Source organism: Variovorax sp. YR216 (assembly GCF_900107745.1).
Lineage (GTDB): Bacteria > Pseudomonadota > Gammaproteobacteria > Burkholderiales > Burkholderiaceae_C > Variovorax.
Map to the genome: position 1 here is coordinate 658,197 of NZ_FNRO01000001.1, position 12,321 is coordinate 670,517.

15 protein-coding genes are annotated in these 12,321 nt (G+C 65.6%); 9 read left to right on the top strand and 6 right to left on the bottom strand.

The genetic code is table 11. From position 1 onward, the window contains the following. Positions 1 to 23: 23 nt before the first annotated feature. A complete protein-coding gene (nrdR, locus tag BLW05_RS03105) occupies positions 24 to 467 on the top strand; it encodes a transcriptional regulator NrdR (RefSeq protein ID WP_093159501.1) in 444 nt (147 codons plus the stop codon). Between the two features lie 15 nt (positions 468 to 482). Here nrdR and BLW05_RS03110 read toward each other — a convergent pair whose 3' ends face one another. The 6 genes from BLW05_RS03110 to pilV form a co-directional block, all read right to left on the bottom strand. After that, positions 483 to 1,022, bottom strand: coding sequence for a GspH/FimT family pseudopilin (locus BLW05_RS03110; protein WP_093159504.1), 540 nt, complete (start codon positions 1,020 to 1,022; stop codon positions 483 to 485). Beyond that, positions 1,019 to 1,462, bottom strand: coding sequence for a type IV pilin protein (locus BLW05_RS03115; RefSeq protein ID WP_093159506.1), 444 nt, complete (start codon positions 1,460 to 1,462; stop codon positions 1,019 to 1,021). Before BLW05_RS03115 ends, BLW05_RS03110 begins: the two co-directional genes overlap by 4 nt. Continuing rightward, entirely contained in the window at positions 1,459 to 3,183 is a 1,725-nt protein-coding gene (locus BLW05_RS03120) for a pilus assembly protein (protein WP_177142537.1), read from the bottom strand. Before BLW05_RS03120 ends, BLW05_RS03115 begins: the two co-directional genes overlap by 4 nt. A 389-nt stretch (positions 3,184 to 3,572) precedes the next feature. Continuing rightward, entirely contained in the window at positions 3,573 to 4,217 is a 645-nt protein-coding gene (locus BLW05_RS03125) for a pilus assembly PilX family protein (protein ID WP_093159511.1), read from the bottom strand. Further along, complete coding sequence (locus BLW05_RS03130) at positions 4,214 to 5,149, bottom strand: PilW family protein (protein WP_093159514.1); 936 nt, start codon at positions 5,147 to 5,149, stop codon at positions 4,214 to 4,216. Before BLW05_RS03130 ends, BLW05_RS03125 begins: the two co-directional genes overlap by 4 nt. 1 nt (position 5,150) lies before the next feature. After that, positions 5,151 to 5,747: a type IV pilus modification protein PilV gene (gene pilV / locus BLW05_RS03135; RefSeq protein ID WP_177142538.1), complete on the bottom strand. Its 597-nt coding sequence runs from the start codon at positions 5,745 to 5,747 to the stop codon at positions 5,151 to 5,153. A gap of 201 nt (positions 5,748 to 5,948) precedes the next feature. On the opposite strand from pilV, the gene ribD reads away from it, so the two are divergent. From ribD to tolQ, 8 genes are read left to right on the top strand one after another with little or no spacing between them, the layout of a single operon-like run. Beyond that, on the top strand, positions 5,949 to 7,076 hold the full coding sequence (gene ribD / locus BLW05_RS03140; protein WP_093159519.1) for a bifunctional diaminohydroxyphosphoribosylaminopyrimidine deaminase/5-amino-6-(5-phosphoribosylamino)uracil reductase RibD: 1,128 nt from the start codon (positions 5,949 to 5,951) through the stop codon (positions 7,074 to 7,076). Between the two features lie 43 nt (positions 7,077 to 7,119). After that, positions 7,120 to 7,773: a riboflavin synthase gene (locus BLW05_RS03145; protein ID WP_093159521.1), complete on the top strand. Its 654-nt coding sequence runs from the start codon at positions 7,120 to 7,122 to the stop codon at positions 7,771 to 7,773. Then, positions 7,770 to 8,930 (top strand): bifunctional 3,4-dihydroxy-2-butanone-4-phosphate synthase/GTP cyclohydrolase II, encoded by a 1,161-nt coding sequence (gene ribBA / locus BLW05_RS03150; RefSeq protein WP_093159524.1) that lies wholly within the window; start codon positions 7,770 to 7,772, stop codon positions 8,928 to 8,930. Before BLW05_RS03145 ends, ribBA begins: the two co-directional genes overlap by 4 nt. A 28-nt stretch (positions 8,931 to 8,958) precedes the next feature. Then, a complete protein-coding gene (gene ribH / locus BLW05_RS03155) occupies positions 8,959 to 9,423 on the top strand; it encodes a 6,7-dimethyl-8-ribityllumazine synthase (RefSeq protein WP_093159526.1) in 465 nt (154 codons plus the stop codon). Then, the gene (gene nusB / locus BLW05_RS03160) at positions 9,420 to 9,953 is read left to right on the top strand and encodes a transcription antitermination factor NusB (protein ID WP_093159529.1); all 534 of its coding nucleotides are present in this window, start codon (positions 9,420 to 9,422) and stop codon (positions 9,951 to 9,953) included. Before ribH ends, nusB begins: the two co-directional genes overlap by 4 nt. After that, positions 9,950 to 11,149 carry a pyridoxal phosphate-dependent aminotransferase gene (locus BLW05_RS03165; RefSeq protein ID WP_093159532.1) on the top strand — a complete coding sequence of 400 codons (1,200 nt, stop codon included), beginning with the start codon at positions 9,950 to 9,952 and terminating at the stop codon, positions 11,147 to 11,149. The genes nusB and BLW05_RS03165 overlap by 4 nt, the downstream gene beginning before the upstream one ends. After that, the gene (gene ybgC, locus BLW05_RS03170; protein WP_093160437.1) at positions 11,146 to 11,610 is read left to right on the top strand and encodes a tol-pal system-associated acyl-CoA thioesterase; all 465 of its coding nucleotides are present in this window, start codon (positions 11,146 to 11,148) and stop codon (positions 11,608 to 11,610) included. The genes BLW05_RS03165 and ybgC overlap by 4 nt, the downstream gene beginning before the upstream one ends. After that, on the top strand, positions 11,607 to 12,320 hold the full coding sequence (gene tolQ / locus BLW05_RS03175; protein WP_093159535.1) for a protein TolQ: 714 nt from the start codon (positions 11,607 to 11,609) through the stop codon (positions 12,318 to 12,320). Before ybgC ends, tolQ begins: the two co-directional genes overlap by 4 nt. Position 12,321: the final 1 nt, after the last annotated feature.

A 12,321-nucleotide genomic window follows, 5' to 3' on the forward strand; every position in this document is an offset into this window, starting at 1 on the left:
CCGGTTTCAACCAGCGGGTCGGCATGAAATGCCCCTTCTGCGGCCACCTCGAAACGCAGGTCGTCGAGACCCGCGTTTCGGAGGACGGCGACTTCGTCCGTCGCCGGCGGCAGTGCGGCGCCTGCGACAAGCGCTTCACCACTTATGAACGGCCTGACGTCAACTTCCCGGTCGTGGTGAAGAAGGATGGCAGCCGCGCCGACTTCACGCCTGCCAAGGTTCGCGCGTCGATGATGCTGGCGCTGCGCAAGCGGCCGGTCAGCATCGAGCAGATCGACACCGCGCTGCTGCGCATCGAACAGAAGCTGCTTTCAAGCGGCTTGCGCGAGATCGAATCCACCAAGGTGGGCGAACTCGTGATGCGGGAACTCAAGAAGCTCGACAAGGTGGCGTACGTGCGCTTTGCGTCGGTCTACCGCAGCTTCGAGGATGTGGACGAGTTCCGGCAGTTGCTGCGGGATATCTGAAGTCCGGTTGCGCGATCAGGTGCCGCATGCACCGGCGCAATCTCCCTTCTTCCCGGGATCGCAGACCCTGGGCCGGCCCGAGGCAGAAAGCACGACGGAACTGCGCCGGCCTGTGTCTGCCTTGAACGTGAGGCAGCCTGCACCAAAGGCACCGCTCTTGGTCTTGGAGAAGCCGCTCGCGTCGTAGCTGACGAACTTGTTGAAGCCCTCGCCGTATTGGGGATCCACCGCGATGCCCGCTCGCAGCGCATCGAATGCGCGCAACACGACCCGATTGCCATCGATGTCCGTGATGGCCACCTCCCAGCCGTTCGACCAATCCCGGTTCGTCGGAAGCAGTGTCACCAACTGCGAATGCCTGATGGCTTCGGCGCGCGCCAGGCTCAACGAGGCGACAAAGTCACTGGTCGTCGCGGCCAGTCTCTGGTTGACGAGCAGGTCACGAAATCCGGGCACGGCAACCGCACCCAGGATCGCGACGAGCGCAACCACCACCATCATTTCGATGAGCGTGAAGCCACGCCCTTGCTTGAGCGATGGACGTGTGCCGCTCATTGCCAACACCTCCTGGAGTCCGAGCCGCTGCAGCCCTTGAGACCCGAACTTTCGATCCAGATGCTGCCAGCCACGGAATCCGAGTGGCCGGGCCTCGGATTGGCAGTCAACCGGATGCATTGCGCAGCGTCGTCGCGTCCTTCGCATGCAGCGACGGTGATGTCGTACCTGCTGCCTGCCACATTGGCGCCTGCAGTCGCAGTAAAGGCCTTGTCGGTCTTGTACCTCGCGCGCTGGGTGTAGAAGCGCTCCTGCTGCTGCATCTCGTGGATCAGCGCAGAACGCGCTTCCGCGCGCCAGCCCTTTTGAACCGAATCGAGGTAGGCGGGATAAGCAATGGACGCAAGGATGGCGACCACCGCCACGGCGATCATGAGTTCGATCAGGGTAAAACCGCGATCAAGACCCTGCCGGGTGGACCAAGGAGTCTCCTGTTTCATTTGTTGGCCTCCTTGAAGTTGACGACTTGACGCCAGTTGAGTCGGCCGCCCACCAGCGACACCGATCCGCCGTCAAGGGGGCTCTCGATCGAGGTTCCGGACCCGGAACCCGCTCCCGACCCAAAGTTGATGACGGACACCCTCTTCCTGTAGATGCGGCGCCCGAACGAGTCCACCGACGTGAAGGCGGCGTCCACCTCTTCGATCACGAGCGGCGAACCGAGCAGACCGACCGTCGAAGGGATGCAGGTACTGCCCGACGACAAGCCGGTCATCGCATTCACCGCGCAGCTGTGGCCTCCGCCACCCGCACCGCTGGCGGGGAGACCGGGGACGAACGTGTTGAACAGCAGATAGCCATCGCGGAGCGCCATCTGCGAGACCAGGCGCTCGCCTTGACTCGTTGCATCAGGCAAATCGAAGAACCAGCCACGTCGCCGCGATGCCTTGCCGTCATAGCTGCCGTAGGCGAACGCATTGCCGGAGATGATGAACTTCCCGCCCTCATCGGGCGTCACCCGCCGCGGCTCGAGCTGCGTCCGCGCTTGGGCATTGGGGATGGTCGTGTCGTTGTCGTACACGCCATAGAGCGTTTGCACGCGACGACTGCTCAGGTCGTCGACCTCGACAAGCTTCCCGGTGCCGAACAGGACGATCGCCCCGCCATGGGGACCCCCACCGGCCAGCGGTGCAGTCGTGATGGGTTGACGGTTGCCTTGTCCGTCCTGCGCGACCATCAGCGGTGTTCGATCGAAAGCCAAGGCGTCCTGTCCCCATGGCGGCCCCTTTGCGAAGTCGAATCTCCACAGGTTGCCTTGCGTGTCGCCGGCGTACAGCCAGCGCGTTGCATTGTCGGCAGTGCTGTAGTCAGCCACGGGCCCCAGCGCATTCACGACCGTCTTGTCGAGCGGATCGGGCAGCACGATCTTGTAGTAGTTCGCGTCAAGCCGCCATGGCTCGGTGGCGGCCTTGTCCAGAGAGAGCAGAAACAATGCAGCCGCCTTGTTGACGTTGCCATTGTTGAAGCCCGAGGCAACCACCGCGAACCAGCGATTGGCGGCCGGCTGGCCTTTCGCGGCCGATGCGGTACGGAACTTCATGATGCTCGGAGCCTGCAGCACATGGCCCATATCGGGGTCGTCGTCACCGTTGAATTCCCACATCACGTCGTTTGCGGAGAACGCCCTCGGTTCGCTCACGTTCAGGGCAAACACGCCACGCGCGCCCGCGCCCATGCCGGAAACCAGCACGGTCCTCGTCGAGCCATTCGCCAACTGCACCTCGCCCGCGGCCGGGCTGCCGTCCACGTAGGATTGGTGCACATAGTCCGGCGAGGTGTACGCGCCCAGCTTGGCGTGCAAGGACCGCGGCACGTAGGCGAAGAACTCGGTGCCGCTGTCGGCGCCGAACGCGTGCAGCATGCCGTCATTGGCGCCGACGTACACCGCCTGCGCATCGTTCTCCCCGGTGTTCGTCGGACCGGCCAGCAACGGCGTCGAGTTCACGATGTCCCCCATGACCGAACTGCGCGTCCTGAAGACGCCGCCGATGTGGCGGGTCTCTTTCGTGCGATCGCCACGCAAGTAGTCGATGCGGGCGGCGCCAAGATCGTCCATGGCGCCCGGCGACTGGTAGGGCTCGGCGTTCAGGTAGCCTGCCAAGGCCGCGTCATTCTTCACGTCGTCCCAGGTGAATGGAACGCCACGGCCGGAATCGAGCATCGTGAAGATCTTTCGCGTACTCGGAAGCCGTGCCGGAACTGCGGGGCTCGCAAGCCGATTTCCGGTCAGCAACTCGCCCGCATTCCAGATCGGCTTCGTTTCGCGACTCACCGCACCGTCCTGGTACTTCAGGCTGTAGGCCAGCAAGGAGCCAGACCAAGTGGTGCTATCGAGTTGAGGGATGAAGACCGAGGCGTCGTTGGCGGCGACGCGGGGACTCGAGACCGGCGAGGTCGTGGACAACAGCGGTTCATTCGCCAGCACGGCATCCGGCGGAACATCCGCCGTTGGCACAGCCTCCGCGGGGGTGGACGCGCCCGCAAGCAGCAGCGCGACCGCGGCGAAGGCAACCTTCAGTTCGTTCGTTCTTGTCAATTTGAACTCCCTCGTCATGGACAACCGGCGCTGGCCGCCGGCTTGTAGAGAGTGGTCTGCAGAACCACCCGCGTTTCCTTCCTGACGCCAAAGCCGATGGCGGTCACGCGAAAGATGTGGGTCACGGCGCCAGCACTCGCGCTCCGCAGCCGGTTGACTTCCCAGCCGCCGCGGTTGCGCATCGCCTCGATGACGTAGCGCGGGGATGCAGCGGTGGTGGCGCTCCCGGTCGCGTATTTCCGCCCGGTGAAGGTTCCGTACGCCACCGATGTCTCGCTTTCGGGCGACAGGTCCGCCCTCATCCAGGCGGGCACCGCACCCGTCTCGGCCGCAGCGCACAGCCCATGGTTGCTGGCTCCCTCACGTCCGCAACCCGGAGCGAACGGCGTGATGTCCTTGTCGTTGAAGAGGCAGAGACGCGCCTTGGCGTCGGTGTTCGGCCCCAGCACGTCCAGTTCGGCGTCGGTCAGCGCAGCCTCCGCCGCCTGGAAGGCCACTTCGTGATCCCGATCGCTGCGCGCGCCGAGTTCGTTGACGATGGAGAGCTGTGCCGAGCCCACGCCGAGGACCGTGATCACCACCAACAGCAGCAGAACGACGATCAGCGAAAAGCCGGCCTCCCGGTGCCCCGCACCGGTTGCGGGAGAATAGGCGCTCATTCGGGATCCCTGACGACGTTGCGCAACATCACGGTGAACGTCGCGACCGAGCGAAAGCGTCCGTCAGCGGGCGGCGCGAAGGAGACGTCCTTGAACTCCAGCCCCAGCGGGAACAGGCGATAGTCCTCGCCCACAACCCGCTTCAGATCGCCATTCGGACGCTGACTCCGAACCACGATGCCCACGCGGACCGCCACGACCTTGCGCCACTCGGCATGCGCACTCCCGGTTTCCGCCCCCTTGGCCGCGATCGCGCTGGCGTCCAGCCAGGTCTCGGGTACGCCATCGCCGTTGCCGTCATAGCCGTAGACGACCTTGAACTTCTCGACACCGCGAACGAGGGGCTGCGCCGCGGACTTCGCATCGGTCTTGCAGTAGAGACTCGGTTCGCCGTCGCGCGCGACCTTCACATGGAAGATGTTCAATACCCGATCACCGGATGACGGCATATCGGCAGGCCCCGCCCTCCTGGTGCCCATGCAATCGATCATCGATCCGTCGGCATTGCGAGTGCCGCCCTCGCTGCGCCCGAAAAAGCGCACCATGAGCGAATCGTTCCCGCCCGCCCGGTCAGAATTGTTCTGACCAAAGTCGCTGCCGCTCACGGTGGTGTTGCTCGCGCCCGCAATGTTCAGGTCCATCGGGTCCGACGAGTCCGCCAGCAGGTTGGCATTGCTTGCGATGACCCCAACGCCGTTGGTGAGCTGATCGGGCGCATAGTCCGCATAGCCCGCCTGACGGACCAGGCTCTGCACCACGTAGCGTGCGAAGCGCAGCGAATCCTGGACCGCCTGCACGTCGGAATCGGTGTTGAACAGCTTGTTGCCGGCGAGAAACGCGGTCGAGGCGGCGAGCACGAGAACCAGCCCCAAGGCCATCGCCACCATCAACTCGATCAACGTCACGCCGCGCTGAGAAGGTCGACGCGTCATCTCACGGACCTCCCGAACCGCTGTCGCCGTGCGCCAAGACCAATTGCATGACGACCCGCGGCGCTGCGTCGGGACTCATTTCCTCGGGACTGCCAACATGCGGCTTCCAGCCCAGCTTGACGACGAGGTTGTGACCGCCATCGGAGCAGTCCCACGTCGGGCTCTTGCCGTCGTCGTCCAACAGCCCGTCGTCGAAGCACACGGCGACACGAGCCTCGGGCAACGTGCTTCTCACCCGTGCCACCCATTGGCGAAGATCCCATGCCGCCAGCGCCTTCGCATCGCAACTGGCACCGGCCCCTGCGCACGATGCACCGGCCAGCCCACCCGGCAGAGCGTCCGTGCTCTTCAGGTCGTCAAGCAGATAAGGATTGACGGCCCGGTCATTCCTTGACGAAACGTTCTTGTTGATACGGACCGCTTCCGACAGCTCGCGAACAAGATTGACTGCTGAAGTGAAGGCCCCGGACTCGCCCATGCTTCGCACCGAGGTCGTCAGCATGCCCACCGCACCCAGCAGCCCCAAGCTGAGAACGACGATCGAGACGAGTACTTCAAAAAGCGAAAAGCCAGCGACCCGGCGTCTGGATGGCGCCATGTTTTTGTGTCTCCCTGAGCAACGACCGACGGGGCGTCCCATCGGACCGGCGCGGAGTCTATGGACGACGCGCTGAATCGATGCGCCGTCCGGCCATCCATCGCTACCGCTCGTATCATTCGAGAAATTGCCCTGCAATTTCCGCCGCTTTCCTGCGCCGCGTGACTGTCACGGCAAGGCGTTGCGCCCTCCTCCATGCCCATGTCCTCTATTTCCCCAGACGCGCACCTGATGGCCTGCGCGCACCAGCTCGCGATCCAGAGCCGTTTTCTCACCGACCCCAATCCGCGCGTCGGCTGTGTTCTGGTCGATGCGTCGGGCACCGTGCTTGGGCAGGGTCACACGCAACCCGTCGGCGGTCCGCACGCCGAAGTCATGGCGCTTCGCGATGCTGCCGCGCAAGGCCGCTCGGTCGCAGGCGCTACCGCCTACGTGACGCTGGAGCCCTGCTCGCATCACGGTCGAACCGGGCCGTGCTGCGACGCCTTGATTGCCGCGGGCATCCGCCGAGTGGTCGCATCGATCGCCGACCCCAATCCGCTGGTGGCAGGTCAAGGCTTCGAGCGCCTTCGTGCCGCAGGCATCGACGTCGAAGCGGGCCCTCTCGCCGCCGAATCCCGCGAGCTCAACATCGGCTTCTTCAGCCGGATGATCCGCAGGACACCGTGGGTGCGTCTCAAGGCGGCCGCCTCGCTCGACGGAAAGACGGCGCTCGAGAACGGCAAGAGCCAATGGATCACCTCCGAAGCGGCACGCACCGACGGCCACGCCTGGCGCGCACGCGCCGGCGCGATCCTGACGGGCGTCGGCACCGTCATCGAGGACGATCCCCGGCTCGATGTCCGGCTGGTCGAGACGACGCGGCAGCCGCCCCTGGTGATCGTCGACAGCCATCTGCAGACGCCGCCGACGGCCCGGCTTTTCGAGATCGAGCGCAAGGTCTGGATCTACGCCGCCACGCGCGACGAGTCGAAAGCGGCGGCGCTGGAGGCCCGTGGCGCCACGATTTCGTGCATGGCCAATCCGCAAGGCAAGGTCGACCTCGCGGCGATGCTGCGCGACCTTGCCGCGCGCGAAGTGAACGAACTGCATGTCGAAGCCGGCCACAAGCTCAATGGCTCCCTGATGCGCGAAGGGCTGGTCGACGAATTGCTGCTGTACGTCGCTCCGAAGTTCATCGGCGACGGCCTCGGCATCGCGAGCCAGCCACACGCCGGCGGTGCGCTGACCTCCCTGGGAGACGCGCTGGCGCTCGAATTCCGGTCCTTCGACCCGGTCGGACCGGACCTGCGGATCGTCGCGCGGGTGGCGGGACGCGACCAGTTTTAGGGTTCCCCCTGATCCCCGGCCTCATCTCTGCGAAAATGCCGGGATGTTCACCGGAATCATTACCGGCGTGGGGCGCATCGCCGCCGTCCACGACCTCGGCAGCTCTTCATCCCACGGCAAGCGGCTCAGCATCGCGGCGCCCGACGGCTATCTCGACGACGTGGGGCTCGGCGACAGCATCGCGCTCAATGGCGCGTGCATGACGGTCACCTCGCTCGACCTGCCCGGCAAGCAATTCACCATCGACATTTCCGCGGAGTCGCTCGACAAGACCGCCGGCCTTTCGGAAGAAGCCGCGCAGATCAATCTCGAAAAGGCACTGCGCGCGCATGACCGCCTGGGCGGTCATATCGTGTCGGGGCATGTGGACGGCATCGGCACCATCACCCGCTTCGCGCCGGTCGGCGAAAGCTGGGAACTGCGCGTGCTCGCCCCGCCCGCCCTCGCCCGCTTCCTCGCCTACAAGGGCTCGATCACGGTCAATGGCGTGAGCCTCACCGTCAACAGCGTGACCGACCAGCCGGACGGCAGCGAGATCAGCATCAACCTCATCCCCCACACCGTCGAGAACACCGCGCTCGGCAGCCTCAAGGACGGCAGCCGCGTGAACCTCGAGATCGACACCGTGGCGCGCTACGTGGAGCGCATGCTCCAGGCCGGCGCCATTCAAACCCCACAGAAAGACAAAGCCCCATGAACGCAGCCGTCACGCCGATCGGCGCGCCCCGCAGCAACCGCGCGCCAGCGCCCATTTCATCGGTCGAGGAAATCGTCGCCGAGTTGCGCGCCGGCCGCATGGTGATCCTGGTCGACGAAGAAGACCGCGAGAACGAAGGCGACATCGTGCTCGCCGCCGACCATGTGACGCCCGAGGCCATCAACTTCATGGCGCGCCACGCCCGGGGCCTGATCTGCCTCACTCTCTCGCGCGAAATGTGCGAGCGCCTGAACCTGCCGCCGATGGTCGCGCGCAACGGCGCCAAGCATTCGACGGCGTTCACGGTGTCGATCGAGGCCGCTGAAGGCGTCACGACCGGCATCTCGGCCGCCGATCGCTCCCGCACGGTGCAGGCCGCGGTTGCGCCCAATGCCGTGGCGTCCGATCTGGTCCAGCCGGGCCACATCTTCCCGTTGCAGGCCGTGGACGGCGGCGTGCTGATGCGCGCCGGCCATACCGAGGCCGGTTGCGACTTCGCGGCGATGGCGGGCTGCTCGCCCTCCGCGGTGATCTGCGAGGTGATGAACGAGGACGGCACGATGGCACGGCTGCCGGACCTGCAAATCTTCGCCGCCGAGCACGGCCTCAAGATCGGCACCATCGCGGCGCTGATCGAGCACCGCAGCCGCACCGAATCGCTGGTCGAGAAAGTCGGCTGCCGCGAGATCCAGACGGCGTGGGGCCCCTTCACTGCGCACGCCTTCAAGGACAAGCCGAGCAACGGCGTGCACCTGGCGCTGGTGCGCGGCCAGTGGTCTGAAGGCGACACGGTCGATGTACGGGTGCACGAGCCGCTTTCGGTGCTGGACGCGCTCGAACGCGATCGCGCCATGCACTCGTGGAGCCTCGACGCCAGCCTCGCCCATCTCGCTGCGCAAGGCAAAGGCGTCGCCGTGCTGCTGAACTGCGGCGAAACCGGCGCAGAGCTGCTCTCGCAATTCGACGGCACCGCCCGCCCCGCGCAGGCGCCCGAGCGCGGACGCATGGACCTGCGCAGCTACGGCATCGGCGCGCAGATCCTGCGCGAGTGCGGCGTGCATCGCATGAACCTCATGGGCACGCCCCGCCGCATGCCCAGCATGGCCGCCGGTTTCGGACTCGAAATCGCCGGCTACATCACGAAAGACGAACAATGAACAACGCCAACGCAGGGCAGGCCGACTGATGCAACACGCGAACAAGGGCAGCGACGTCGAACTCGACGGCAAGGGATTGCGCATCGGCATCGTGCAGGCGCGCTTCAACGAGGACATCACCGATGCACTGGCCAAGGCCTGCCGCGACGAACTCGCGTCGCTCGGCGTGGCCGATGCGGACATCGACCATGTGAGCGTGCCGGGCGCGCTCGAAGTGCCGGTGGCACTCCAAGGCCTGGCCGAGCGCAACCGCTATCACGCGCTGGTCGCGCTGGGTTGCATCATCCGCGGCGAGACGTACCACTTCGAGCTGGTGGCGAACGAGTCCGGCGCCTGCGTGAGCCGCGTGGCGCTCGACTACCGCATTCCGGTCGCGAACGCGATCCTCACGACCGAGAACCTCGAACAGGCCGTCGCGCGCCAGACCGAAAAGGGCCGCGATGCGGCGCGCGTGGCGGTCGAGATGGCGCGACTGCTGGCGAGCCTCCAATGACCGACGACACCAAAGCCACCGGCGGCAAGCCGCGCCAGACGCGCACCGGCCTCACCAGCACCGGCGCGCGCAAGGCATCAGCCAAGTCGACCCGCAGCCGCGCGCGAGAGTTCGCCCTGCAGGCGCTCTACCAGTACCTGGTGGGCCGCAACGACGCCACCGCCATCGACGAGTTCACACGCGACCTCGCCGGCTTCCACAAGGCCGATGCGGCGCACTACGACGCGCTGCTGCACGGCGCCATCGAATCCGCCGAGAGCCTCGATGCGCTGATCGTCCCGCTTCTCGATCGGAAGCTCGAAGAAATCTCTCCCATCGAGCACGCCGTGATGTGGATCGGCGTCTACGAATTCCAGAACTGCCTGGACGTGCCGTGGCGCGTGGTGCTCAACGAATGCATCGAGCTCGCCAAGGAGTTCGGCGGCACCGACGGCCACAAGTACGTGAACGCGGTGCTCAACGGCCTCGCGCCCCAGCTGCGCGCTGCCGAAGTCGAAGCCGACCGCGCGGCCGGAAAGGCTCGTTCATGAGGATTTCGAAGCGCGCGGAGCGCATCGAGCCGTTCTATGTGATGGAGGTCGCCAAGGCCGCTTCGGCACTCGCGCGCGAAGTCGCACACACCGATCGGCCGATGCTCTTCCTGAACATCGGCGAGCCCGACTTCACCGCGCCGCCGCTGGTGCAGGAAGCGGCGCTGCGCGCGGTCCGCGCCGGCGCCACGCAATACACCCATGCGACCGGGCTCGACCGCCTGCGCGAGCGCATCAGCGGCTGGTATGCGGAGCGCTTCGGCGTGGACGTGCCGGCCCGTCGCATCGTCATCACGGCCGGCGCTTCGGCAGCGCTGCAGCTCGCCTGCCTCGCCCTCATCGAAGCCGGCGACGAGATCCTGTTGCCTGACCCGAGCTACCCGTGCAATCGCCATTTCGTCACCGCGGCGGACGGCCGCGCAGTGCTGGTGCCGACAACCGCCGCCGAGCGATTCCAGCTCAGCGCCGCCAAAGTCGAGGCCGCATGGAATGACCGTACACGTGGCGTTCTGCTCGCGTCGCCGTCGAACCCGACCGGGACCTCGATCCCGCCCGACGAGCTTCGCCGCATCCACGAAGTCGTGTCGCAGCGCGGCGGCATCACGCTGATCGACGAGATCTATCTCGGTCTCTCCTACGACAGCGCCTTCGGCCAGACCGCGCTCGCGATCGACGACCAAGTCATCAGCATCAACAGCTTCAGCAAGTACTTCAACATGACCGGCTGGCGCCTCGGCTGGCTCGTCGTGCCCGAAGCGCTAGTGCCGGCAGTCGAGCGACTGGCGCAGAACCTCTTCATCTGCGCAAGCACGGTGTCGCAACACGCCGCGCTGGCGTGCTTCGAGCCCGAGAGCATCGCCGAGTACGAACGTCGCCGCGCGGAGTTCAAGGCGCGCCGCGACTGGTTCATTCCGCAGCTCGACGCGCTCGGTCTCGACGTGCCGGTCATGCCCGACGGCGCTTTCTACGCCTGGGCCGACTGCTCGAACTTCGCTGAACGTCTCGGCATTTCCGGAAGCTGGGACTTCGCCTTCGAAGCGATGAAGCAGGCGCACGTCGCGGTCACGCCGGGGCGCGATTTTGGCTCGGCCGAGACCTCCCGCTTCGTGCGTTTCTCGACCGCCAGCTCGATGGCGCACCTCGAAGAATCCATCGATCGCCTGCGCGTGTGGGCGAACGCGACCGTCGCTGCATGAGCTTCGCTCTGCCGATTCGCGTCTACTGGGAAGACACCGATGCCGGCGGCATCGTGTTCTATGCCAACTACCTGAAGTTCATGGAACGCGCCCGCACCGAGTGGCTGCGCTCGATGGGCATCGCGCAGCAACGCCTGCGCGAGGAGACCGGCGGCATCTTCGTCGTGAGCGAAACGCAGCTCAAATACCATCGGCCGGCCCGGCTCGATGACGAACTGCTGGTTACAGCCGAGCTCCGTCAGATCGGTTCCGCGTCGTTGATAATTGCCCAGCGCGTGCTATCAAAATCAGAGCAGTGCGCCGATGCGGGCACCGCGGACAATGCAGTGCTCCTGTGCGAAGGCACGATCCGCATCGGCTGGGTCCAGGCCGACACGCTGCGGCCGGCACGAATCCCGCGTCAGGTTTCGGGAACCCTCGAGCGCCACGCCGGCTCCATGTCTCAACCTTTCAAGCCATGAATCAAGACCTCTCGATCATTTCCCTGCTGCTGCACGCCAGCCTTCCGGTGCAACTGGTGGTGGCATTGCTCATCGTCGTTTCCGTCGGGAGCTGGGCAGCCATCTTCCGCAAGTACTTCTCTCTCAAGCGCACGCGGGCGCTCAACGAAGATTTCGAGCGCGACTTCTGGTCGGGCACCAGTCTCAACGAACTCTTCTCCTCTGCCGCGCAGAACGCGAAGTTCGCCGGTCCCATGGAACGCATCTTCGCGTCCGGCATGCGCGAATATCAAAAACTGCGCGAACGCCACGTGTCCGACCCGGGGACCTTGCTCGACGGCTCGCGCCGCGCGATGCGGGCGAGCTTCCAGCGCGAGCTCGACGCGGTCGAACAGAACCTCTCGTTCCTCGCCACCGTCGGATCGGTGTCGCCGTATGTCGGTCTTTTCGGCACGGTGTGGGGGATCATGCATGCCTTCACCGGTCTCGCCGCGCTGGCGCAGGTGACGCTCTCCACCGTCGCGCCGGGCATCGCCGAAGCGCTCGTGGCCACCGCGATCGGCCTCTTCGCCGCAATCCCGGCCGTGGTCGCCTACAACCGCTTTGCCCGCGAGATCGACAAGATCGCGATCGCGCTCGAGACCTTCATCGAGGAGTTCTCGAACATCCTCCAGCGCAACCTGACGGCCCACCAGAGTCCGGCGAGCGTCGCGACGGCAACGGGCCGCTGAA

Coding starts and splice junctions, on each gene's coding strand:
- tolQ (WP_093159535.1), top strand. CDS start 11,607: ATGAATCAAGACCTCTCGATCATTTCCCTGCTGCTGCACGCCAGCCTT.
- BLW05_RS03165 (WP_093159532.1), top strand. CDS start 9,950: ATGAGGATTTCGAAGCGCGCGGAGCGCATCGAGCCGTTCTATGTGATG.
- ribH (WP_093159526.1), top strand. CDS start 8,959: ATGCAACACGCGAACAAGGGCAGCGACGTCGAACTCGACGGCAAGGGA.
- BLW05_RS03125 (WP_093159511.1), bottom strand. CDS start 4,217: ATGAGCGCCTATTCTCCCGCAACCGGTGCGGGGCACCGGGAGGCCGGC.
- BLW05_RS03120 (WP_177142537.1), bottom strand. CDS start 3,183: ATGCTCGATTCCGGCCGTGGCGTTCCATTCACCTGGGACGACGTGAAG.
- BLW05_RS03145 (WP_093159521.1), top strand. CDS start 7,120: ATGTTCACCGGAATCATTACCGGCGTGGGGCGCATCGCCGCCGTCCAC.
- BLW05_RS03130 (WP_093159514.1), bottom strand. CDS start 5,149: ATGACGCGTCGACCTTCTCAGCGCGGCGTGACGTTGATCGAGTTGATG.
- nrdR (WP_093159501.1), top strand. CDS start 24: ATGAAATGCCCCTTCTGCGGCCACCTCGAAACGCAGGTCGTCGAGACC.
- ybgC (WP_093160437.1), top strand. CDS start 11,146: ATGAGCTTCGCTCTGCCGATTCGCGTCTACTGGGAAGACACCGATGCC.
- nusB (WP_093159529.1), top strand. CDS start 9,420: ATGACCGACGACACCAAAGCCACCGGCGGCAAGCCGCGCCAGACGCGC.
- BLW05_RS03115 (WP_093159506.1), bottom strand. CDS start 1,462: ATGAAACAGGAGACTCCTTGGTCCACCCGGCAGGGTCTTGATCGCGGT.
- BLW05_RS03110 (WP_093159504.1), bottom strand. CDS start 1,022: ATGAGCGGCACACGTCCATCGCTCAAGCAAGGGCGTGGCTTCACGCTC.
- ribD (WP_093159519.1), top strand. CDS start 5,949: ATGTCCTCTATTTCCCCAGACGCGCACCTGATGGCCTGCGCGCACCAG.
- pilV (WP_177142538.1), bottom strand. CDS start 5,747: ATGGCGCCATCCAGACGCCGGGTCGCTGGCTTTTCGCTTTTTGAAGTA.
- ribBA (WP_093159524.1), top strand. CDS start 7,770: ATGAACGCAGCCGTCACGCCGATCGGCGCGCCCCGCAGCAACCGCGCG.